This window comes from Pseudomonas sp. B21-010 (assembly GCF_024749325.1).
Lineage (GTDB): Bacteria > Pseudomonadota > Gammaproteobacteria > Pseudomonadales > Pseudomonadaceae > Aquipseudomonas > Aquipseudomonas kilonensis.
Genome location: NZ_CP087198.1, coordinates 6087696 through 6108261, shown reverse-complemented (window position 1 = coordinate 6108261; position 20566 = coordinate 6087696). Strand labels below are relative to the sequence as shown.

Genomic DNA, 20566 nt, shown 5'->3' with positions numbered 1-20566 from the left:
CCCTTTACTGAAGATTGGTGAGCTTCTCGATGGCCTGGGAGCCCTTACTGACGATTTTCGCGGTCATCAGGCTTTCCAGATGGAAGGATGACAACGACCGGTTCGACTGCAGCATGTCTTTCGGGTCGGCGGTGCGGATGGCCTTGAGCATGTCCCGGTTGGCGCGATCGTCCAGCCGCTGCAATTCGCCGGAGCGGCTCGACAACGAATCGATGATCCTTGCCGCGACATTGTTTTCACTGTCCGGGGCGGGGGCTTTTTCGCGCATTTGTGCGTTGAACCAACTGACATCGCTGGTCTCGGCGCTCGCTTGTGGCTTGGCGCTCGTTTTGGCGGAAGTGGAGGCGAGGTTGCTGGGATCGATGGCTTGTATGTCCACGGAATGTCTCCTGTTTCAAAGGTCGGTTTGAAAACTCAAAGGTCGGGTGCCTTCAGGCGTACATCAGCCTCAAGACGTTGCGAGCGCTACCGGTAACGCTCAGGTGAAACTCGATTTCCTCCCGGTTGCGCCGGGCACGCTGGCGCAGCGGGGGCTGCTGGCCGGCCAGGCGGGCGAGGGCGAAGTCCAGCTCTTCCAGGGCAAGCTGGAACAATCGGGTTTCGCGAGCATCCAGCGCTGTGCCGCGGGCAATGCGTTCGGTCCATGTCCAGCGTTCTGCGTCGGGGGTCGCCGGTGGGGGATAGCGCGCCGGGTGCTGGTCCATGAAGGCGGCGATCTCGAACAACAGGTCCTGGTCGTCTGGTTCATACCGCGCCTGGCCGTCACCTTCGTCGATGTCCAGCAGCGTCAGCAGTTTCCTGCGGCCCAGGACCGCGATGATCTTGAGCAGCAGCGACAGGCTCGCGTCATGACGACTGCGCCGCGTGGCGTGGTCGCCCTCCATCTCCCAGGCGCCGAACAGCGCGCCACAGAAGGGGTTGTTGGCATTGCCGAAATCACTTTGGCTGTCGACATCGTTGTCACCGATGGGCTGCCGGCGATGGGCGAACATCTGTGCCAGATCGCTGAACAGGTCTTCATTGGAATAGGCGTCATCGATGTCGACCTCGAGATTGGAGCCGGTACCACCGTTGATCTCCTCCAGGATGTCTTCCAGTACCAGGCGCAAAGGGTCTTCGGTCTCTGCGGCCAATCTGTCCTGGGGGCTGGGCCAGCCAGACCGAGACTGTCCGCCCGCCGAACCCTTTTCGTTGCCCCACTGGATGAGCGATTCCCTTAACCGGTCGCCGGCCCCGTGCAGTGCCAGATGCTCGGCGACCACGTTTGCCAGGCCCGGCGGGGTCGGGGCGGGGCGCCGCGTTGGCTCGTCATGGGGCAGGTCTCTCTGGGCACGAAGGCTGTCTGGCAAGTCGATGTGCATAGGGGCCTCCTCGCATCGCGCTTGAAGTTACCCCGCCGGAGCGGGGCTGAAGCGAGAGGGTCAGAATCGTATATTTTTCGAGGCCTCCCCCATGGCGGTGATGGCTTTGGTTGCCGTGTCCATCGACCCTGCCGCGATTGCGTTCATGGTGTCGGCGACCAGTTTTTTCTGGTCGAATTGGGATTTCATGGTTGTCATCGCAGCCGAGGTCGCGTCCATCTGCTGCATGGCAGCCGTGGAAGCGGCGAGAGAAGCTCCACCAAAACTCATAGTCGTATCTCCGGGTTGTGGAATGGCGAGACGAACGTGAACGTCTCGATGGTTAAGTGGCGACCGTTGTGTAAACGGTTCCACCGATCCCACTCAACTCGTCGATATTTGCAGGCACTTCATCCGGTAATACAGCGTGCGTCGGGCGATACCCAGTTCGGCGATGACCTTGTCGATGCAGTGATGGTGGCGGCGCATGCAGTCCTCGATGAGGATTTTTTCGAACTGCTGCAGGTGCTCTTTCAACTTGAGCGTCGAGCTGTTGTGTTCCAGTTGCTCGGCGCGGGGCAGTGCCGGCAAGCCGAGTACGTATCGCTTGGCGGCGGACTGCAGCTCGCGGATGTTGCCAGGCCAGGCGTAGCCGAGCAGTTGGCGCAACAGCGCTGGCGACGGCGCGACGTAGGGCCGGTCGAGTGCCTGGGCCTCCCGGCGCACCAGCGACTGGAACAGCGGCACGATGCGCTCCTTGCGGCTGCGCAGTGGAGGCAGCTTGAGGCTGATGATGTTCAGGCGAAAATAAAGATCCCTGCGAAACTCGCCACGTTCGACCATTTCTCCCAGCGGGCACTGGGCGGAGGCGATCACTCGCATGTTCACCGGGATGCTCTGGGTCGAGCCCAGACGCTGGACCGTCCTGGATTCCAGGACTCGCAGCAGCTTGGCTTGCAGGCCCAACGGCATGCTGTCGATTTCGTCCAGGTACAGCGTGCCGTTATGTGCAGCTTCGACGAACCCCGCGCGATTTTGGCTGGCCCCGGTAAACGCGCCGGTGTTGGCCCCGAAAAGCTGGCTCTCGGCGAGGGTTTCGGGAATGGCGGCGCAGTTGATGGCAACGAACTTGCCGGAGCAGCCGGACATGCGATGGATCTTTTCTGCCAGCGTGTCTTTACCGGTACCCGTCTCGCCGCGCAGCAACACGTCGATCATGAGCGGAGCGACGCTTTGGACGAACGCCTCAAGGTTGAGGGCATCTTCTTTATAGGGATTGGAAAGTGCAGCGCATAGCAGCTTTTGCATCACTGACGATTCCATTTCTTGTTTGGTTAGAAGGGTCGACAAGTTGAACGATGAAAAGGCGTGTGAAACTTCCTCGAGTTAGCGCCGCCGTGCGACTGCATGGGTAATGAACATTTTGCTGGTCACGAGGTTTAGAGAAGAGATTAAAAAAAAGTTCATGCTGGCACGGTCGCTGTTAATCGATTCAGCTAAACGGTCAGCCGGGCTCAAATGCCCTGCACAAGCCGTCTGGCATGGGGCACAGGCCGAAAAGGATCGGTAATGGCGCCGTTTGCAAAAATTGGATCCGACAAACGGTTCAGCCCAGGCCCTTACTTTGAGCAAGAGCTCTAAAAAACAAACACCAGGCATAACTTAGTGGCATCAGCCTAGAGGCGGTCGGCAATACGCGTTGTAGTTAATTCGTCAGTTTGAAACCGACCATGGGCAATAACAGCCGACAGCCAACGTGTGAGTCGCAGTAACTTCCCGGCCGACACTCAACGCCTCGAGAATCGGCTCGATGAAGCTGTTGCTCGAGTTGCAGGTCAGGCCTTCGCTGTAGGGGCCGAAGTACGCGAGTTTGCCGCTGCGATCCCAGATCGCTACGGCCGGGCTTGCAGGAATTTGGCTTGAACCGGGGAGCGCCGGGAGGCTTTTCAAGTGGCTCAACGTGGCCGGCAGCTGACCTTGGCTGCCGGCTTTTTGTACCGCATAAAACTCGACGCCTTGCGGTACATATTTATCGACCAGCTCGGCAAGGTGTTGCTGGTTGCCGACGTTGCACGGGCACGCCGGATCCCAGAAATGCACCAGGCGAATGGCGCCGGGGCCGGCCAGCTCGGCAGGCAGGCGCAGCGGGTCGCCGGAAAACACCGCGGTGTGTTGGCTGAAAGCCCGCAGGAAACGGCCCTGGAACCAGTCGTAGGCCATCCACAAAACGACGGCGCATCCGAGGGCGAGCAGGCTGGCGAGCAGGGTCGTGCGGTGGGACGGGCGCATGGAGTCGATCCTCTGAAGCCGCGTAGCTTGCCATGCCTGCCGCGACAGATGAATATCGCAGCCTATAAAGTCTGTTTCGCGCGATGCGCCTATGCCTGGAAATCTTGATGCCTGCCACTTTCGACCCCGATCTCCTGCGTGCCAGCCTGCAACCGCTGGCCCAGTGGCAAGCCCTGTCCGAGCAAGCCCAGGCCTACCAGCGGTTCTATGGCCTGGACTTTCCCCAGCGCAGCGTGCGCAAGGGATTGGGGCGTTTCGAGGTGGGTGGGTATGAGCTGGTCAGCCAGGTCTGGTGGCCGGAAAAAGCCGTGGCGACCTTGTTTGTGTTCCACGGTTACTACGATCACATGGGGCTGTATCGCCACTTGATCGAGTGGGCTCTGGAGCAGAAGTTCGTGGTGATCGCCTGTGACCTGCCGGGCCACGGCCTGTCCAGTGGCGAGCGCGCCAGCATCGAGGATTTTGCCGAGTACCAGGCCACCTTGCAGGGCCTGTTGGCCGAGGCCGGGACGCTGGACCTGCCGCAACCCTGGCATCTGTGCGGGCAAAGCACCGGCGGGGCAATCGTCGTCGATCACGTGCTCAACCAGGGCGCGCAGAGCCCGGCCCAGGGCCAGGTCATCCTGCTGTCGCCCTTGGTGCGGCCACGGGCCTGGGGCTGGTCGCGCCTGAGCTATTACCTGCTCAAGCCCTTCGTGAGGGGGATTGCCCGGCGTTTCAGCGAGAACTCTACCGACCCGGACTTCCTGCCGTTCCTGCAAGCCGACCCGCTGCAACCACTGCGCCTGCCCACCGCCTGGGTGGGCGCATTGGGGCAATGGATCAAGCGTATCGAAGCCGCCCCGAGCAGCCCGCGCCAGCCATTGATCGTGCAGGGGCAGGCGGACATGACGGTGGATTGGGCGCACAACCTGCAAGTGCTGCGCAGCAAGTTCGATCGGCCGCAGGTGTTGATGTTGCCCGAGGGACGCCATCATTTGGCGAATGAGGCGCTGGCGTTGCGGCAGGAGATGTTTGGGTTCTTGACCAAGCGGATGAGCCGGGTCCGGCGGTGACCGGGCTATTGCTATCGCGAGCAAGCTCGCTCCCACAGGGTATTGAGCAGCGAGATCCAATGTGGGAGCGAGCTTGCTCGCGATAGCGGCGCTGAACTACTGCCCGAGATTCTGCCCCACCGCCAACCCCGCCCGAATCGCCGCCAGGGCCGCTTGATAATAAGCCTGGCCCTCGGTCGATTCGGCGAAGGTGGCGAACTCTTCCAGCTCGGTATCCGTCAGGTCACGGTAGACGTACAGCAGCGTGTTGTTCAGGTCCGTGCCGATCTGCTCCATTAACCGCTGGCGCTGGCCGTTGAGCATGCCCTGGGCCTGGCCGCCGCCCAGCAGCCCCGGGATCATCGAACTCAGGCTGTCGGCCGCCACGCCGGCGATCGCCAGGCTGACTTCGGCGCCGGCCTCGCGGGCGGGCAGGGCCTGGGCCAGGTGGCCGATGATCAACAGGCGGTTGTCGCTGGCAGGCATCTTCGGCAGGCCCTTGGCGTTTTTCGCCAATTGATCACGCCGGGTCGCGAGTAATTCGGCCGCGACGACCTTGCGGCCCAGGGGCGACTGGAAAAAGCTCAGGGCCGGGCTGGGGTCACGCAAATTCCTGCGCATTTGCGCCTCGGCCCGCTGGTCCATGGCCTGGGGGGCGAAACGTTGATTGCTGTTGTTCACCAGGGCCTGGAACACCGCCGGCGGCAGGCTGCTCTGATAGCGCTGCTGGGCGGCGCTCAAGGCGTCATTGAAATGCGCCCGCTGTTCCGGCCAGCCGGCGACCTTGTACAACTGGTCGTAGCTGTCTGCCCAGGCGGGCAAAACGCAGAACATCAACAGTGAGAAAAGCAAACGGCGCATAGGGACTCCTGTCAGCAGCCGACTATTCTCCGTGGGGTGTGGGGTCTTGTCGAGAATTCGTATCAAGTTCGTACGGCGGTGCAATTTGACGCAGCGAACTGACACTGCGAACCCGCTGCGTGGCGCTGTCGGTTTTGCAGGCACAGGCATACTATGCGCGCCATGCAAATACCTTCTGATCACCCGCTGCTGTTACGTATCGTCGACGATCTGGCCGAGCGCGGCTGGTCGCAGCAGAACCTCTTCCTGCCAGATGCGCTGACCCGCGCCCTGGCGGCCGAATGCCGCCAGCGGGCCGCCGAGGGCGAACTGGCCCCGGCAGCGGTCGGGCGCGGGCCGTTCTCGGAGATCCGCGAAGGGATCCGGGGTGATCACATCCAGTGGATCGAACCCGGCCAGGCGCAAGCCTGCGACCATTACCTGGGGCTGATGGACAGCCTGCGCGAAGCGATGAATCGCGGGTTGTTCCTGGGCCTGGAAGACTTCGAAAGCCACTTTGCCCTCTATCCACCCGACGCGTTCTACCTCAAGCACGTCGACCGCTTTCGCGATGACGACCGCCGCATGGTGTCGGCGGTGCTCTACCTCAATGACGACTGGTTGCCGGAACACGGCGGCCAGTTGCGCATGTACCTGGACGAAAGCCTGGAGCAGGACGTGGTGCCCATCGGCGGTTGCCTGGTGGTGTTCCTGTCGGGGGACATTCCCCATGAAGTACTGCCGGCCACGCGCGATCGCCTGTCCTTGACCGGTTGGTTCCGCCGTCGCGGCAACGAGTTGTTCTGACGATGGAAAAGATCCTGGTCAGTCGCTGCCTGCTCGGGCATCGCGTGCGTTACGACGGCGGTGCCAGCGGGCCGTTCGATCAACTTCAGCAGTGGCTCGACGAAGGCCGGATCGTGCCGCTGTGCCCGGAAGTCGCCGGCGGCTTGCCTACGCCTCGGGCGGCGGCGGAGATTCCTGGCGGACAGGGCGGGCAAGTGCTCGACGGCCAGGCACGGGTCACCACCACCGACGGCGAAAATGTGAGTGAGCAGTTCCTGTCAGGCGCGTATCAAGCGCTGGAGCGGGTACGTGAACACGACATCCGCATCGCCGTGCTCAAGGCCAATAGCCCGTCGTGCGGCAACCTGTTGACCTATGACGGAACGTTCAGCGGTGTGAAGGTCAGCGGCGAAGGCGTGACGGCGGCGTTGCTCAAGCGGCATGGCGTGAAGGTGTTCAGTGAGTTGGAGTTGGCTGAAGCGGCGACGGCCCTCAAGGCCTTGAACAGCGATTGATGGATTGCTTTTGTGGCGAGGGAGCTTGCTCCCGCTGGGCCGTAGGAGCTGTCGAGTGCAACGAGGCTGCGATCTTTCCCCAGCCACTTGAGTCTCAAGCGAAAGATCAAAAGATCGCAGGCTTCGCCAGCTCCTACAACCCAGCGGGAGCAAGCTCCCTCGCCACAGGGGTTTTGTGTACGTGGGCGCAGGGTTTTGTGTCGTTCAGAGCTGCTCAGCCAACTGCTCAATCAGCTCCTGGCGTTCTGCCTGGCTCAGTCGCGGTTGAGTATTCAGGGATGACCATTGTGGATGCGCCCGCGCCTTGTTCAAGGCTTCGGGCAGCTTGCCCTCGCGCCAGGTCTTGTCCTGGGGCGTGGCGATGCGGATGCTGTCCATTGCCGCATGGCCGCGCTGGTTGAGGGCTTGCAGCAGTTGGCGTTGGCGCAGGGCCAACAGGCGCAGCACGCTGTCGTCCACCGTCAATTCCCGTTGCCCCTTGAGCTTGCCCATCAGCCGGTTGCCATAGCTGCGGGCGGTTTGCAGGGTGCCGCCGACAATGGCCCCGGCCAGGGCGGCGGCGCCAAGGGTCAGGCCGCCCACTAGCAAATCGACGCCGGCCCCGGCCGCTGCGCCCGCCGCGATTCCGCCACCGACGCGTACGCCCAGTTGCTTGAGGGTCTCGGGGTTGAACAGGTCATCGCCCCAGCGCCCGTCGAGCAGCGGCAGATCGCTGGCGGCGGCGTCCTGGGGACGAAAAGCGTAAAGCTTGAGCAGGGCCTCGACGCAGCGCTGCTCACGCTGACGCACTGCGCTGCGCAGTTCGCTGATGGCTTCGCGTTCCAGCTCGGCGTCGCTGGCGACGCTGCGTCGGCAGGCGGCGCAGTCGATCAGCAGTTCGGCGATCAAGCGCGCCGCGCTCTGCTGGCGGGCCAGGCGTTGGACCTGTTGATCGGCGACCAGGCGTTCCAGTTGCCCACGGGCGCTTTCCAGCAACAGCGCGAGGCTCTCATACAGGCGTCGCTCGCCGTCCTCGGGCGGGGCGACGCTGTCAAAACGTACCAGGGCGTGCAGCCCCAATCGTGCCAGGGCTTCGCGCCAGTCGGGCTCGCGATGGTGGGCGCTGCTGACGAAATTCAACACCGGCAGCAGCGGCTTGCCACAACTGGCGAGGACTTCCAATTCATCGCGGTACTTGGCCAGCACCGGCTCCCGGGCGTCGATCACATAAAGCCCGGCGTCGCTGGCGAGTAGTTGCCGCAGCACTTTGGCTTCTTGTTCGAAGCGTTGCCGCGCCTCGCTGCCCTCAAGGAAACGGGCCAGGCGCGCCGGGCCGTCCAGGCGTTCGCCAGGACGCTCCAGGCGCTCGAGGTAATCGAGCAAGGCGATGGCGTCTTCCAGGCCCGGCGTGTCGTACAGTTCCAGCAGCGCTTCGCCGTCCACCGACAGGCGCGCGCCCTCGACATGCCGGGTGGTGCTCGGGCGATGGGACACTTCGCCGAAGCCGACATCGCGGGTCAAGGTACGCAGCAGCGAGGTCTTGCCCACATTGGTGTGGCCGACGACCGCCAGCTTCAGCGGCTTCATGGGTTCAGTCATGGCCGGTCTCCAGCCAGTTCAAGGGCATGCAGTCGGCGAAGGGCAACTGCAACTGTTGCAGTGCGGTGTGCCAGTCGCCCAGGCGCTCGGCGTCCAGCGCTTCGCCGGGCGGCGCCTGCAACAGCCAGACGCGGGTGGCGCTGGCGCTGCGGGCCAGCTCGGCGATCAGCGCCAGGCTGCCGCGGTCCGGTGAACGGCGTGGGTCGCACGCAATGGCCAGGCGTGCCGGCGGAAAGCGCGACAGCTGTTCGAGGAGTTTGTGGCGCGACTCGCGGCTGTCGAGAATGCCGGCGCTTTTCACGGTTTCGGGCAGCTTGGGCGGCCAGGGTCGATCGTCCAACTCGATTGCCACCAGCAACGCGCCGTCGCTGTCCATGGCACTGACAGTACTTTCGATGGGATGCAGTTGCGCGGGGGCGGCGTCGTTAACGCCCAGTCGCTCGCTGCTGGGCATCAGCCGTTCGCGCAATTGGGCGTAGCCCGGCAGGTTCAAGTCCAGGCGCAGCGTGGTGCGGCCGCGCCGCCAGCGCCACAGGCACAACAGTGCCAGGCACAAGCGCGGCAACAGGCCATAGACCAGCAGCACACCGACCAGCCAGGCAGCCCAGGCCTGGCGGGCACTTTCGATGTTCAGGGCGGCATCGCCACTGGCGCGGATCATTTCCACCGTTGGCACGCGGAAACCCAGCAGGGCGGGCAGTGCGCCCAGGGCCTGGGTCATGGCGACGAAGGTCTCGCCGCCGAGGATGGTGGTTTCCCAGATGAAGCCATAGCGCCGGGTCGCCATCAGCAGCAGGACGATGACCAGCGCACTGAGCATCGCCAGCAGCCACAGGCCATTGACCAGCACGCCGAGGGCCCAGCGATTGAGTTTGTGCCGTTGCAGCAACAGCAGCAGGGCCGGTGCCAGTTGGGCGGCCTTGGCGTCGCGGGCGAGTTTTTCGCTGAGCCACAGCCACAGGCGTCCCAGCGTGGCACCTTGCTCGCCTGCGAATATCAGGCCCAGGGCCCAGCCGCTGAGCAGGATCAGGTTCAGTCCCAACAGACTGCCCAAGGCCCAGAACACATTGACCGCTGCCTGCCCGTCGCCGAGTGCGGCAAAGCCCAGGCCGGCGCCGCTGATGACGGCGAGCAGCGCCAATGCGATCAGCGCCAGGCGCGCCCCTTGCAGCCAATGGCGCAGGGCCTCGGTGAGGCCATCGCGCTCAGCCAGCCAGCGGGCACGGTGGTGGATGCGCGTGGCTAAGTCGCCGCCGGCCGCACGGGCCAGGCGATTGGCTTCCTGGTCCTCGAGCGGGCCAGCGTGTTCTTCACGCAGGCGTATCGTCTCGGTCAACCAGAGGTTCTGCAGTGCTGTCACGGGTGCTTCCGTTGCTCGAATGAGGGTTGAGCATAACCGCTGTGATGCCTGTCGGGGTACGCCGAGCCTCTGGTATCCTCGCGGCCATGAACAAAACTCTCCCTTTAAGCCTGATCGCAGCCCTCGGTGAAAACCGTGTGATCGGCGTCGACAACAGCATGCCCTGGCACCTGCCGGGGGATTTCAAATACTTCAAGGCCACCACCCTGGGCAAGCCGATCATCATGGGGCGCAAGACCTGGGATTCCCTCGGTCGACCGTTGCCGGGACGCCTGAACATTGTGGTCAGCCGCCAGCCGGGCCTGGTGCTGGAGGGCGCGCAAGTGTTCTCCACCCTGGAGGCTGCGGTGGCGCGGGCCGAGGCGTGGGCACTGGAGCAGGGCGTCGACGAGTTGATGTTGATCGGCGGCGCCCAACTGTACGCCCAGGCCCTGGGGCAGGCGGATCGGCTGTACCTGACCCGCGTGGCGCTGAGCCCGGAAGGGGATGCGTGGTTCCCGGCGTTTGATGCGAGCCAGTGGACGCTGGTTTCGAACCAGCCGAACCCGGCTGAAGGGGACAAGCCGGCCTACAGTTTTGAGGTGTGGGAGAAGCGCTAAAAGCATCGCGAGCAAGCTCGCTCCCACAGTCGACCGATTTTTCCTGATAGAACTCGGTTAACTGTGGGAGCGAGCTTGCTCGCGATAGCGATTCAGCAGGCACTCCCCATCAAGCGTGCACCAGCTCCCCATGCTCCTGCGCATCGAGCAACGCCTTGTCAGTCTGCTGCATCACCTGGCTGGTAATCGCCCCGGCGGTGATCGAGCCGCTGACGTTCAATGCCGTACGGCCCATGTCGATCAGCGGTTCGACGGAAATCAGCAAGGCGACCAGAGAGACCGGCAAGCCCATGGCCGGCAGCACGATCAGCGCGGCGAACGTCGCGCCGCCACCGACCCCGGCCACTCCAGCCGAACTCAACGTCACGATCGCCACCAGCGTCGCGATCCACACCGGATCCAGCGGGTTGATGCCCACAGTCGGTGCGACCATCACCGCCAGCATGGCCGGATAAAGGCCGGCACAACCGTTCTGGCCGATGGTGGCGCCGAACGAGGCGCTGAAGCTGGCAATCGCCCGCGGGATGCCGAGGCGGCTGGTCTGGGCTTCAATGCTCAACGGGATGGTGGCCGCGCTGGAGCGGCTGGTAAAGGCGAAGGTCAGCACCGGCCAGATCTTGCGGAAAAAGCGCAACGGGTTGATCCCGGCAGCGGACACCAGCAGGCCATGGACCACGAACATCAGGCCCAGCCCCAGGTACGACACCACGACAAAACTGCCGAGCTTGATGATGTCCTGCAGGTTGGAACCGGCCACCACCTTGGTCATCAGCGCCAGTACACCGTACGGCGTCAGCTTCATCACCAGGCGCACCAGGCGCGTCACCCAGCTTTGCAGGGTGTCGATGGCGTTGATCACTTTCTGGCCTTTCTCCACGTCGTCCTTGAGCAATTGCAACGCCGCGACTCCGAGGAACGCGGCGAAAATCACCACGCTGATGATCGAGGTCGGCTTGGCCCGGGCCAGGTCGGCAAAGGGGTTCTGTGGGATGAACGAAAGCAGTAATTGCGGGATGTTCAGGTCGGCGACCTTGCCGGCGTAGTCGCTCTGGATCACTTGCAGGCGCGCCAGTTCCTGGGTGCCGGCCACCAGGCCTTCGGCGGTGAGGCCGAACAGGTTGGTCAGGCCAATGCCGATCAGTGCGGCGATGGCGGTGGTGAACAGTAGCGTGCCGATGGTCAGGAAGCTGATCTTGCCCAGGGACGAGGCGTTATGCAGGCGGGCCACGGCGCTGAGGATCGAGGCGAAGACCAGCGGGATCACGATCATTTGCAGTAACTGCACGTAGCCGTTGCCCACCAGGTCGAACCAGCCGATCGAGGCCTTGAGCACCGGGTTGCCGGCGCCGTAAATCGTGTGCAGGGCGAGACCGAATACCACGCCCAGCAGCAGTGCCAGCAGTACTTTCTTGGCCAGGCTCCAGGTGCGGTGACGGGTTTGTGCCAGGCCGAACAGCAAGGCGAGGAACACCAGAAGATTGAGGATCAGCGGCAGATTCATCAAAAGAGTCTCCGATAAGACGTGCCAGTCGCCCGAAGCCGCGACTGTAAGCCGGGAAGCCTAACAGCCTGATAACTAATGAATTAATACTAAAAACGCATGTAGATTGTCGTTTATGGAATAAGGCAACGACGTTTACGGATATGTCGCTGGCGCAATCAAGACGCAAGCGGTCGCGGGTAGGCGAGGACTGTCACAAGCATTTGTTAGCGTCGAGTTCTTTTGAACCCGGGAGAAATGCCGATGAAACTCGCACCTCGTTTTCTCGCTGTCGCCTTGAGCCTTGGTCTCGCCGGCCAGGCACTCGCCACCGATCTCAAACACTGGCCGGCGGAACAAGCCAAGGCCCTGGAGACGATGATCGCGGCCAACGCCAACAAGGGTAACTACGCGGTGTTCGACATGGACAACACCAGTTACCGCTACGATCTGGAAGAGTCGTTGCTGCCGTTCATGGAGAACAAGGGCCTCATCACCCGGGAAACCCTGGACCCATCCTTGAAGCTGATGCCGTTCAAGGACACCGCCGACCACAAGGAAAGCCTGTTCAGCTACTACTACCGCCTGTGCGAAGTGGATGACATGGTCTGTTATCCGTGGGTGGCCCAGGTGTTCTCCGGCTTTACCCTCAAGGAGCTCAAGGGCTATGTCGACGAGCTGATGGCGTCCGGCAAGCCAGTGCCGACCACCTATTACGAGGGCGACAAGGTGGTCCAGTACAACGTCAACCCGCCGAAAGTCTTCACCGGCCAGGCTGAGCTGTACAACAAGCTGATGGAAAACGGCATCGAGGTCTATGTCATGACCGCCGCTTCCGAAGAACTGGTGCGTATGGTCGCCTCCGATCCGAAGTACGGCTACAACCTCAAGCCGCAGAACGTGATCGGCGTGACCACGCTGCTCAAGGACCGCAAGACCGGCGAGCTGACCACCGCGCGCAAGCAGATCACCGCAGGCAAATATGACGAGAAGGCCAACCTCGGCCTGGAGTACACGCCTTACCTGTGGACCCCGGCGACCTGGATGGCCGGCAAGCACGCGGCGATCCTGACGTACATCGACGAATGGAAAAAACCGGTACTGGTGGGCGGCGACACACCCAGCAGCGATGGCTACATGCTGTTCCACGATGTGGACGTAGCCAAGGGCGGCATCCACCTGTGGGTCAACCGCAAGGACAAATACATGACTCAGATTAACAACATGATGGCCAAGCACGCTGCCGCCCAGGCCAAGGAAGGACTGCCGGTGACAGCGGACAAGAACTGGGTGATCGTCAAACCTGAAGACATTCAGTAAGTCCTGTCCCACATTGATACCAAGGAACCCTGTGGCGAGGGAGCTTGCTCCCGCTGGGCTGCGCAGCAGCCCCAAGGTCGTCAGCTCACACATTGAGGTGAGGGCGAATTTTGGGGCCGCTTCGCGACCCAGCGGGAGCAAGCTCCCTCGCCACAAAAGATCACTTGGCTCCAAGGGACCGAACAGGAGCCAAAAAAAAGCCCCGCACTTGGCGGGGCATTTTTATGGGCGGTTGCAGCGCTTACAAGCCGTCGAGCATTGCCTTGTTACGCACCGCGCCCTTGTCGGCGCTGGTGGCGAGCAGGGCATAGGCCTTGAGGGCCGTGGTGACTTTGCGTGGACGCACTTCCACCGGTTTCCAGCCCTTGTTGTCCTGTTCGACGCGGCGCCCGGCCAGTTCTTCGTCGCTGACCAACAGGTTGATCGAGCGGTTCGGAATGTCGATCAGGACCTTGTCGCCATCGCGCACCAGGCCGATGGCGCCGCCCGCCGCAGCCTCCGGCGAAGCGTGGCCGATGGACAGGCCCGAGGTGCCGCCGGAGAACCGGCCATCGGTCAGCAGGGCGCAGGCTTTGCCCAGGCCCTTGGACTTCAGGTAGGAGGTTGGGTAGAGCATTTCCTGCATGCCCGGGCCGCCTTTCGGACCTTCGTAGCGAATGATCACGATGTCGCCGGCCTTCACTTCGTCAGCGAGGATGCCGCGCACGGCGCTGTCCTGGCTTTCAAAAATCTTCGCGTTGCCTTCGAACACATGAATCGACTCGTCGACACCGGCGGTTTTCACCACGCAGCCATCCAGGGCGATGTTGCCGTACAGCACGGCCAGGCCGCCTTCTTGGGAGTAGGCGTGCTCGACGCTGCGGATGCAGCCGTTCTCACGGTCGTCGTCCAGGGTTTCCCAACGGGTCGACTGGCTGAACGCGGTTTGCGTCGGGATGCCCGCCGGGCCAGCCTTGAAGAAGTGGTGAACGGCCTCGTCGGTGGTCTGGGTGATGTCCCACTTGGCGATGCCTTCGGCCATGGTCTTGCTGTGCACGGTCGGCAGGTCGGTGTGCAACAGGCCGCCACGGGCCAGGGAGCCGAGAATGCTGAAGATCCCGCCGGCACGGTGCACGTCTTCCATGTGGTACTTCTGGATGTTCGGCGCGACCTTGCACAGTTGCGGCACGTGACGGGACAGGCGGTCGATGTCGCGCAGGTCGAAATCGATCTCGGCTTCCTGGGCAGCGGCCAGCAAGTGCAGGATGGTGTTGGTGGAACCGCCCATGGCGATGTCCAGGGTCATGGCGTTTTCGAACGCCTTGAAGTTGGCGATGTTGCGTGGCAACACCGACTCGTCGTTTTCGCCGTAGTAGCGCTTGCACAGCTCGACGATGGTCCGGCCGGCCTGCAGGAACAGCTGTTCGCGGTCGCTGTGGGTGGCGAGGGTCGAACCGTTGCCCGGCAGGGCCAGGCCCAGGGCTTCGGTCAGGCAGTTCATCGAGTTGGCGGTGAACATGCCGGAGCACGAACCGCAGGTCGGGCAGGCGCTGCGCTCGTACTCGGCAACCTTCTCGTCAGAGGCGCTGGAGTCGGCGGCGATGACCATGGCGTCGACCAGGTCGAGGCCGTGGCTGGCGAGCTTGGTCTTGCCGGCTTCCATCGGGCCGCCGGAGACGAAGATCACCGGGATGTTCAGGCGCAGGGCGGCCATGAGCATGCCCGGGGTGATCTTGTCGCAGTTGGAAATGCACACGATGGCGTCGGCGCAGTGGGCGTTGACCATGTATTCGACGGAGTCGGCGATGATCTCGCGGCTCGGCAGCGAATAGAGCATGCCGTCGTGGCCCATGGCGATGCCGTCGTCCACGGCGATGGTGTTGAATTCCTTGGCAACGCCGCCGGCGCGCTCGATTTCCCGGGCAACCAGCTGGCCGAGGTCCTTGAGGTGGACGTGGCCCGGTACGAACTGGGTGAAGGAGTTGGCAATGGCGATGATCGGCTTCTTGAAGTCGTCATCCTTCATCCCCGTGGCGCGCCACAAGGCACGGGCGCCGGCCATGTTGCGGCCATGGGTGGATGTTTTCGAGCGGTAATCAGGCATGGAGCACTCCGGGCGGCTAATCAGGTACTTATCAGGTATCAATGGGGAAGTGAGCTTCTGTCGACGTCTGGAGCACCCGGGTTTGGCCGTGTGTCCGCAAGTGGCTGATGACTTTGCAGGATCACTGCGCGCCTCAGCATGAGCTCATAAACCCGCCGGGGATGAATGGCGATGAATGACGCGATTCTACACCGCTGGCGCCAGGATGAAATGACGCAAAGCGCTGATCGGATGCCAATGTCGTGCGCGGGATGACGACTGGCAGGATTCAATCGGCCAGCAACCCTCGGTAGCGATGCCGGACCAGGGCATTGAGTGCCAGCCCAGCAGGCTGGGCAGTAACAGGCAGAGGGTGACCTGCCAGGCGAGGATCAATCAACCGCGCAAAAAAAATCGCAGCCAAGGCTGCGATCAGGATGCACAGGATGCAATGGGAGTCTGCGGGGCACAGCGCTACGGCACTGGCCCCGCCCGGCCTCAGCTGTTGGGCAACAACCGGCAGGTGATGCTCTTGATGTAGCGGGTTTCGGCAATGGCCGGGTGTACCGGATGGTCCGGCCCCTGGCCGCCGCGTTCGAGCAGTTGGATGTTGCGGTCCAGGTGACGGGCGCTGGTCAGCAGGATGTTTTGCAGGTCGTCTTCGGGCAGGTGCATCGAGCACGACGCGCTGACCAGGATGCCGTCCTTGCTGAGCAGGCGCATGGCTTGTTCGTTGAGGCGGCGATAGGCGCCTTCACCGTTTTTCAGGTCTTTCTTGCGCTTGATGAAAGCGGGTGGGTCGGCCACGATCACGTCGAAACGTTCTTCGCTGGCCTTGAGCTCCTTCAGGGCTTCGAACACGTCGCCTTCGATGCAGGTCAGCTTCTCGGCGAAGCCGTTCAACGCCGCATTGCGCTCGACACCATCGAGGGCAAAGGCCGAGGCATCGACGCAGAACACTTCACTGGCGCCGAACGCTGCGGCTTGCACGCCCCAGCCGCCGATGTAGCTGAACAGGTCCAATACACGCTTGCCCTTGGCGTACGGGGCCAGGCGTGCGCGGTTCATGCGGTGGTCGTAGAACCAGCCGGTTTTCTGGCCTTCCATGACCGGCGCTTCGAACTTCACGCCGTTCTCTTCCAGGGCGACCCACTCCGGCACCAGGCCGAACACGGTCTCGACGTAGCGGTTCAGGCCTTCGGCGTCACGGGCCGCGGAGTCGTTCTTGAACAGGATGCCGCTGGGCTTGAGCACCTGGGTCAGGGCGGCGATCACGTCGTCCTTGTGGGCTTCCATGGTGGCGGAGGCGATCTGCACCACCAGGATGTCGCCGAAACGGTCGACCACCAGGCCTGGCAACAGGTCGGAATCACCGTAGACCAGGCGATAGAACGGTTTGTCGAACAGCCGCTCGCGCAGGGACAACGCCACGTTGAGGCGATGCACCAGCAGGGACTTGTCCAGCGGCAGCTTCACGTCGCGGGACAGCAGCCGGGCGCAGATCAGGTTGTTGGGGCTCATCGCAACGATGCCCAGTGGCTTGCCGCCGGCGGCTTCGAGGATGGCCTGGTCGCCGGCCTTGAAGCCGTGCAGCGGGGTGGCGGCTACATCGATTTCGTTACTGTAGACCCACAGGTGGCCGGCGCGCAGGCGACGGTCGGCGTTGGCTTTGAGGCGCAGGCTAGGCAGGGACATGACGTCGCTCCGGAAAAAAGAGCGGGAGTATACCGTGTTGCAACCTTGGCGGGGCTTGCGGTGGACATGTGGTGGGGGAGCACATTCTCGCTTGACCATAGAAGCTATGTAGAAGCTATGTAGGAGCTGTCGAGTGAAACGAGGCTGCGATCTTTCCCCAGACACTTGAATCGTAAGCGAAAGATCAAGATCAAAAGATCGCAGGCTTCGCCAGCTCCTACAGAGGGCCCCAGGTTTCAGGCGGACAACGCGCTGATCAACTCGCGGTTGAACGCCGGAATGTCATCGGGCTGACGGCTGCTGATCAACGTGCCGTCCTTGACCACTTCCTTATCGACCCAGTTCGCGCCGGCGTTGACTAGGTCATCCTTGAGGGTCTTGTAGCTGGTCATGGTCTTGCCCTTGACCAATCCGCTCGACACCAGCAGCCAGCCGCCATGGCAAATCACCGCGATGGGCTTGCCCGCCGCCTCGAAGCCCTTGACCAGTTTCTGGGCATCGGCGTCGATGCGGATGGTGTCGGAGTTCTGCACGCCACCGGGCAGCACCACGGCGTCGTACTGTTCGACATTGGCGGCCTTGAAGGTCAGGTCGATCCGGAAGTCGTCGGCCGGCTGGTCATGGTTCCAGCCTTTGACCTGGCCTTCGCGGGCCGAAACGATGTCTACCTTGACGCCGGCCTGTTCCAGCGCCTGCTGGGGGCCGGTCAGTTCGGCCTGTTCAAAACCATCGGTCACGAGGATGGCGACACGTTTGTTGTTAAGAGGCATGGAAAAATCTCCTCAAGCTGAGTGGCTGGATTGCCGACTCAAGCCTTATGCAGGCGTGGCTGTCGGCCCTGTAAAGTCCGAAGCCGATGCCTGAAGGAAAGTTCCGCCGATCTACCCGGCGGTGTATCGGATCCATCTTTAAGGGTTAGAATCCCCGCCTGACACCGGAGTGTGTACGCATGTCCAAAGAACTTTCCGCCGAACAGATCCAACAGTCCCTGCAAGGCATCAGTGTGCCGCCCCAGCCGCAGATCATGGTGGATCTGCAGATGGAGCAGTACATGCCCGACCCGGACCTGGAGACCATCGCCAAGCTGATCTCCCACGACCCGGGCCTTTCCGGGGCCTTGCTCAAGATCGTCAATTCGCCGTACTACGGCCTGCGCAACAAGATCACCTCGATCCAGCGCGCGGTGAACCTGCTGGGCAGCCGTTCGATCATCAACCTGATCAATGCGCTGTCGATCAAGGGCGAGTTGCACGACGACGCCATCGTCACCTTGAACCGTTTCTGGGATACCGCCCAGGACGTGGCGATGACCTGCCTGACCCTGGCCAAGCGTGTCGGCCTGGAGAATGGTGACGAAGCCTATGCGCTGGGGTTGTTCCATGATTGCGGCGTGCCGTTGATGCTCAAGCAGTTCCCCAGCTACATGGGCGTGCTGGAAGAGGCCTACGCCAATGCCAGCGCCGAGTGCCGGGTAGTGGACACCGAGAACCGTGAGTTCAACACCAACCATGCGGTGGTCGGTTACTACACTTCCAAATCCTGGCGCCTGCCGGATCACGTCAGCCAGGCCATCGCCAACCACCACAATGCCCTGGCGATCTTCAGCGACGAGTCTTCACGCAACAACAGCCCGTTGAAGAACCTGCTGGCGATCCTGAAGATGTCCGAGAACATCTGTGCGTCCCACCGGGTGCTCGGCAATCAGGCCGAAGACCACGAGTGGGATTGCGTCGGGAGCCTTGTGCTCGATTACATCGGGTTGTCGGAATACGACTTCCAGACCCAGAAACAGGAAATTCGCGACCTCGCCACTCGTTGAGTGCGGGGCTTCGCCTGACTCGAGAGCCTCATGCCAGAACTGCCGGAAGTCGAAACCACCCGTCGCGGAATCGCGCCCCATCTTGAAGGCCAGCGGGTCAGCCGCGTGGTGGTCCGCGACCGCCGCCTGCGCTGGCCGATCCCGGAAGATCTCGACGTGCGGCTTTCGGGCCAGCGCATCGTGCAGGTGGAGCGGCGGGCCAAGTACCTGTTGATCAATGCCGAGGTCGGCACGTTGATCAGCCACCTGGGCATGTCCGGCAACCTGCGCTTGGTGGAAGTCGGCATGCCGGCCGCCAAGCACGAGCACGTGGACATCGAGCTGGAATCCGGCCTGGCCTTGCGCTACACCGACCCGCGCCGCTTTGGCGCGATGCTCTGGAGCCTCGACCCGTTCAATCACGAGTTGTTGATTCGCCTGGGTCCCGAGCCGTTGACCGACCTGTTCGATGGCGAACGGTTGTTCCAGCTCTCGCGGGGGCGGTCCATGGCGGTCAAGCCGTTCATCATGGACAACGCGGTGGTGGTGGGGGTGGGCAATATCTACGCGACCGAGGCCCTGTTCGCCGCCGGGATCGACCCACGTCGGGCCGCCGGAGGCATTTCCCGGGCGCGTTACCTGAAGCTGGCGATCGAGATCAAGCGCATCCTCGCCCATGCCATCGAGCGCGGCGGCACCACGCTGCGGGACTTTATCGGTGGGGATGGCCAGCCCGGCTATTTCCAGCAGGAGCTGTTCGTCTACGGCCGGGGCGGGGAGTTGTGCAAGGTGTGTGGTACGGGACTGCGGGAAATCCGCCTCGGCCAGCGCGCCAGCGTCTGGTGTCCACGCTGTCAGAGCTGATTTGTCCTACGGTCTATAGTCAAGTGGCCTGTGTGGCTAGTTCGTTAGCTCAAATTCGGATGCCAGAAGTCCATAGCCAAGGCGCTGTGACGAGTCATAGCCCGCTATGGCGAGGAACAGCAACGCAGGATATGGACTTCTGGCGCCGAAGTTGACTAACAGAACTAGCCACACAGGCCACTTTCGTACTGATTTAGCCGAAGGATCGCCCATGAAACTGCTTCGACCTGTCGTTCTAGCGCTGCTGCTGAGTGTCGGTTTGCCTGCCCTGGCAAGCGACGGCAGCGGCGACCCGCGCTACACCATCCAGAACCCGCCGGCCTTCGCCATGATCGGCGACCTGCTGATTGCCCGTCCGCTGCTGCTCGCCGCCACAGTGATTGGCGCCGGGGCATTCGTGGTGTCGTTGCCCTTTACCGCGCTGGGCGGCGGGGTCGGTGATGCGGGGAAGGCGCTGGTGGTGGACCCGGCGAAGGCCACGTTTGTGCGGTGCCTGGGGTGTATTGGGGAGGGGTTTGAGCGGCAGGAGTGAGGCGTCAAGGCATGTACATTTGTGGTGTGGCTGATGGCCTTATCGCGAGCAGGCTCGCTCCCACAAGAGATTTGCTCAGGACACAGATTATGTGAACTCAGTAGATTCCCTGTGGGAGCGAGCTTGCTCGCGAAGAGGTCGGCACAGACGCTACAAAACCACCTGGCTCAAGCCTTGCCAGTAATCTTGCGATACTTCGCCATCAACTGTTCTTCAGTTTCCGGATGAGCCTCGTCCAGGGGGATGCAATCCACCGGGCAGACCTGCTGGCACTGGGGTTCGTCGTAATGGCCGACGCACTGGGTGCACAAGTTCGGGTCGATGACGTAGATCTCTTCGCCTTGGGAAATGGCCTCGTTCGGGCATTCAGGTTCGCAGACGTCGCAATTGATGCAGTCGTCGGTGATGATCAGGGACATGCAGGCTCCTGCCGGGGCGTTGGGCCCGGGCATATGAAAACGTATGGGCGCAATT

At 62.5% G+C, this 20566-nt stretch carries 21 protein-coding genes; 8 read left to right on the top strand and 13 right to left on the bottom strand.

What is annotated here, in order from left to right; genetic code table 11:
• Nucleotides 1–4: 4 nt before the first annotated feature.
• From sctI to LOY50_RS27295, 5 genes are all read right to left on the bottom strand, one after another.
• Nucleotides 5–379 (bottom strand): type III secretion system inner rod subunit SctI, encoded by a 375-nt coding sequence (sctI, locus tag LOY50_RS27315; protein WP_258689645.1) that lies wholly within the window; start codon nucleotides 377–379, stop codon nucleotides 5–7.
• A gap of 52 nt (nucleotides 380–431) precedes the next feature.
• Complete coding sequence (locus tag LOY50_RS27310) at nucleotides 432–1361, bottom strand: harpin HrpZ family protein (protein ID WP_258689644.1); 930 nt, start codon at nucleotides 1359–1361, stop codon at nucleotides 432–434.
• A gap of 60 nt (nucleotides 1362–1421) precedes the next feature.
• Complete coding sequence (locus LOY50_RS27305) at nucleotides 1422–1631, bottom strand: hypothetical protein (RefSeq protein ID WP_003206573.1); 210 nt, start codon at nucleotides 1629–1631, stop codon at nucleotides 1422–1424.
• A gap of 93 nt (nucleotides 1632–1724) precedes the next feature.
• Nucleotides 1725–2648, bottom strand: coding sequence for a sigma 54-interacting transcriptional regulator (locus LOY50_RS27300; protein WP_214510008.1), 924 nt, complete (start codon nucleotides 2646–2648; stop codon nucleotides 1725–1727).
• Nucleotides 2649–3053: 405 nt separating this feature from the next.
• Nucleotides 3054–3629: a DUF6436 domain-containing protein gene (locus LOY50_RS27295; protein ID WP_214510007.1), complete on the bottom strand. Its 576-nt coding sequence runs from the start codon at nucleotides 3627–3629 to the stop codon at nucleotides 3054–3056.
• A gap of 107 nt (nucleotides 3630–3736) precedes the next feature.
• On the opposite strand from LOY50_RS27295, the gene LOY50_RS27290 reads away from it, so the two are divergent.
• The gene (locus LOY50_RS27290; protein WP_253470211.1) at nucleotides 3737–4684 is read left to right on the top strand and encodes an alpha/beta hydrolase; all 948 of its coding nucleotides are present in this window, start codon (nucleotides 3737–3739) and stop codon (nucleotides 4682–4684) included.
• Between the two features lie 96 nt (nucleotides 4685–4780).
• Here the strand turns inward: LOY50_RS27290 and LOY50_RS27285 are convergent, their stop codons facing one another.
• The gene (locus LOY50_RS27285) at nucleotides 4781–5524 is read right to left on the bottom strand and encodes a hypothetical protein (protein ID WP_253470209.1); all 744 of its coding nucleotides are present in this window, start codon (nucleotides 5522–5524) and stop codon (nucleotides 4781–4783) included.
• A gap of 153 nt (nucleotides 5525–5677) precedes the next feature.
• Between LOY50_RS27285 and LOY50_RS27280 the strand changes: the two genes are divergently transcribed.
• Nucleotides 5678–6310 carry a 2OG-Fe(II) oxygenase gene (locus LOY50_RS27280; protein ID WP_258689643.1) on the top strand — a complete coding sequence of 211 codons (633 nt, stop codon included), beginning with the start codon at nucleotides 5678–5680 and terminating at the stop codon, nucleotides 6308–6310.
• 2 nt (nucleotides 6311–6312) lie between these two features.
• Nucleotides 6313–6804: a DUF523 domain-containing protein gene (locus LOY50_RS27275; RefSeq protein WP_258689642.1), complete on the top strand. Its 492-nt coding sequence runs from the start codon at nucleotides 6313–6315 to the stop codon at nucleotides 6802–6804.
• A 204-nt stretch (nucleotides 6805–7008) separates the two neighbouring features.
• On the opposite strand, the gene LOY50_RS27270 is transcribed toward LOY50_RS27275, so the two are convergent.
• Both LOY50_RS27270 and LOY50_RS27265 read right to left on the bottom strand, forming a co-directional pair.
• The gene (locus tag LOY50_RS27270) at nucleotides 7009–8382 is read right to left on the bottom strand and encodes a GTPase/DUF3482 domain-containing protein (protein ID WP_258689641.1); all 1374 of its coding nucleotides are present in this window, start codon (nucleotides 8380–8382) and stop codon (nucleotides 7009–7011) included.
• On the bottom strand, nucleotides 8375–9742 hold the full coding sequence (locus LOY50_RS27265) for a DUF2868 domain-containing protein (protein ID WP_253470201.1): 1368 nt from the start codon (nucleotides 9740–9742) through the stop codon (nucleotides 8375–8377). Before LOY50_RS27265 ends, LOY50_RS27270 begins: the two co-directional genes overlap by 8 nt.
• Before the next feature lie 86 nt (nucleotides 9743–9828).
• Here LOY50_RS27265 and LOY50_RS27260 point away from each other — a divergent pair, with 86 nt between their 5' ends.
• Nucleotides 9829–10341 (top strand): dihydrofolate reductase, encoded by a 513-nt coding sequence (locus tag LOY50_RS27260; protein ID WP_253470199.1) that lies wholly within the window; start codon nucleotides 9829–9831, stop codon nucleotides 10339–10341.
• A gap of 109 nt (nucleotides 10342–10450) precedes the next feature.
• Here the strand turns inward: LOY50_RS27260 and LOY50_RS27255 are convergent, their stop codons facing one another.
• Nucleotides 10451–11842, bottom strand: coding sequence for an L-cystine transporter (locus LOY50_RS27255; RefSeq protein ID WP_258689639.1), 1392 nt, complete (start codon nucleotides 11840–11842; stop codon nucleotides 10451–10453).
• 243 nt (nucleotides 11843–12085) lie between these two features.
• On the opposite strand from LOY50_RS27255, the gene LOY50_RS27250 reads away from it, so the two are divergent.
• Nucleotides 12086–13141 (top strand): haloacid dehalogenase-like hydrolase, encoded by a 1056-nt coding sequence (locus LOY50_RS27250; protein WP_258689637.1) that lies wholly within the window; start codon nucleotides 12086–12088, stop codon nucleotides 13139–13141.
• Between the two features lie 241 nt (nucleotides 13142–13382).
• Here LOY50_RS27250 and ilvD read toward each other — a convergent pair whose 3' ends face one another.
• From ilvD to LOY50_RS27235, 3 genes are all read right to left on the bottom strand, one after another.
• Nucleotides 13383–15224 carry a dihydroxy-acid dehydratase gene (gene ilvD, locus LOY50_RS27245; RefSeq protein ID WP_018609449.1) on the bottom strand — a complete coding sequence of 614 codons (1842 nt, stop codon included), beginning with the start codon at nucleotides 15222–15224 and terminating at the stop codon, nucleotides 13383–13385.
• 477 nt (nucleotides 15225–15701) lie between these two features.
• Complete coding sequence (locus tag LOY50_RS27240) at nucleotides 15702–16898, bottom strand: class I SAM-dependent rRNA methyltransferase (RefSeq protein WP_003206543.1); 1197 nt, start codon at nucleotides 16896–16898, stop codon at nucleotides 15702–15704.
• Between the two features lie 236 nt (nucleotides 16899–17134).
• Nucleotides 17135–17668 carry a type 1 glutamine amidotransferase domain-containing protein gene (locus tag LOY50_RS27235; RefSeq protein WP_024619619.1) on the bottom strand — a complete coding sequence of 178 codons (534 nt, stop codon included), beginning with the start codon at nucleotides 17666–17668 and terminating at the stop codon, nucleotides 17135–17137.
• Nucleotides 17669–17901: 233 nt separating this feature from the next.
• Here LOY50_RS27235 and LOY50_RS27230 point away from each other — a divergent pair, with 233 nt between their 5' ends.
• The 3 genes from LOY50_RS27230 (at nucleotide 17902) to LOY50_RS27220 (ending at nucleotide 20092) form a co-directional block, all read left to right on the top strand.
• Nucleotides 17902–18717 (top strand): HDOD domain-containing protein, encoded by an 816-nt coding sequence (locus LOY50_RS27230; RefSeq protein WP_253478330.1) that lies wholly within the window; start codon nucleotides 17902–17904, stop codon nucleotides 18715–18717.
• Nucleotides 18718–18747: 30 nt separating this feature from the next.
• Nucleotides 18748–19560: a bifunctional DNA-formamidopyrimidine glycosylase/DNA-(apurinic or apyrimidinic site) lyase gene (mutM, locus tag LOY50_RS27225; RefSeq protein ID WP_003206537.1), complete on the top strand. Its 813-nt coding sequence runs from the start codon at nucleotides 18748–18750 to the stop codon at nucleotides 19558–19560.
• 211 nt (nucleotides 19561–19771) lie between these two features.
• The gene (locus LOY50_RS27220; protein WP_018609455.1) at nucleotides 19772–20092 is read left to right on the top strand and encodes a hypothetical protein; all 321 of its coding nucleotides are present in this window, start codon (nucleotides 19772–19774) and stop codon (nucleotides 20090–20092) included.
• Nucleotides 20093–20259: 167 nt separating this feature from the next.
• On the opposite strand, the gene LOY50_RS27215 is transcribed toward LOY50_RS27220, so the two are convergent.
• Entirely contained in the window at nucleotides 20260–20511 is a 252-nt protein-coding gene (locus LOY50_RS27215; protein ID WP_003206534.1) for a YfhL family 4Fe-4S dicluster ferredoxin, read from the bottom strand.
• Nucleotides 20512–20566 lie beyond the last annotated feature (55 nt).

Bases quoted from the DNA above. Each gene is read 5' to 3' on its own strand.
- LOY50_RS27290 (WP_253470211.1), top strand. From the start codon at position 3,737: ATGCCTGCCACTTTCGACCCCGATCTCCTGCGTGCCAGCCTGCAACCG.
- LOY50_RS27300 (WP_214510008.1), bottom strand. From the start codon at position 2,648: ATGCAAAAGCTGCTATGCGCTGCACTTTCCAATCCCTATAAAGAAGAT.
- LOY50_RS27285 (WP_253470209.1), bottom strand. From the start codon at position 5,524: ATGCGCCGTTTGCTTTTCTCACTGTTGATGTTCTGCGTTTTGCCCGCC.
- LOY50_RS27295 (WP_214510007.1), bottom strand. From the start codon at position 3,629: ATGCGCCCGTCCCACCGCACGACCCTGCTCGCCAGCCTGCTCGCCCTC.
- LOY50_RS27305 (WP_003206573.1), bottom strand. From the start codon at position 1,631: ATGAGTTTTGGTGGAGCTTCTCTCGCCGCTTCCACGGCTGCCATGCAG.
- LOY50_RS27310 (WP_258689644.1), bottom strand. From the start codon at position 1,361: ATGCACATCGACTTGCCAGACAGCCTTCGTGCCCAGAGAGACCTGCCC.
- LOY50_RS27240 (WP_003206543.1), bottom strand. From the start codon at position 16,898: ATGTCCCTGCCTAGCCTGCGCCTCAAAGCCAACGCCGACCGTCGCCTG.
- LOY50_RS27235 (WP_024619619.1), bottom strand. From the start codon at position 17,668: ATGCCTCTTAACAACAAACGTGTCGCCATCCTCGTGACCGATGGTTTT.
- mutM (WP_003206537.1), top strand. From the start codon at position 18,748: ATGCCAGAACTGCCGGAAGTCGAAACCACCCGTCGCGGAATCGCGCCC.
- LOY50_RS27275 (WP_258689642.1), top strand. From the start codon at position 6,313: ATGGAAAAGATCCTGGTCAGTCGCTGCCTGCTCGGGCATCGCGTGCGT.
- LOY50_RS27215 (WP_003206534.1), bottom strand. From the start codon at position 20,511: ATGTCCCTGATCATCACCGACGACTGCATCAATTGCGACGTCTGCGAA.
- LOY50_RS27220 (WP_018609455.1), top strand. From the start codon at position 19,772: ATGAAACTGCTTCGACCTGTCGTTCTAGCGCTGCTGCTGAGTGTCGGT.
- LOY50_RS27260 (WP_253470199.1), top strand. From the start codon at position 9,829: ATGAACAAAACTCTCCCTTTAAGCCTGATCGCAGCCCTCGGTGAAAAC.
- LOY50_RS27250 (WP_258689637.1), top strand. From the start codon at position 12,086: ATGAAACTCGCACCTCGTTTTCTCGCTGTCGCCTTGAGCCTTGGTCTC.
- ilvD (WP_018609449.1), bottom strand. From the start codon at position 15,224: ATGCCTGATTACCGCTCGAAAACATCCACCCATGGCCGCAACATGGCC.
- LOY50_RS27255 (WP_258689639.1), bottom strand. From the start codon at position 11,842: ATGAATCTGCCGCTGATCCTCAATCTTCTGGTGTTCCTCGCCTTGCTG.
- LOY50_RS27270 (WP_258689641.1), bottom strand. From the start codon at position 8,382: ATGACTGAACCCATGAAGCCGCTGAAGCTGGCGGTCGTCGGCCACACC.
- LOY50_RS27280 (WP_258689643.1), top strand. From the start codon at position 5,678: ATGCGCGCCATGCAAATACCTTCTGATCACCCGCTGCTGTTACGTATC.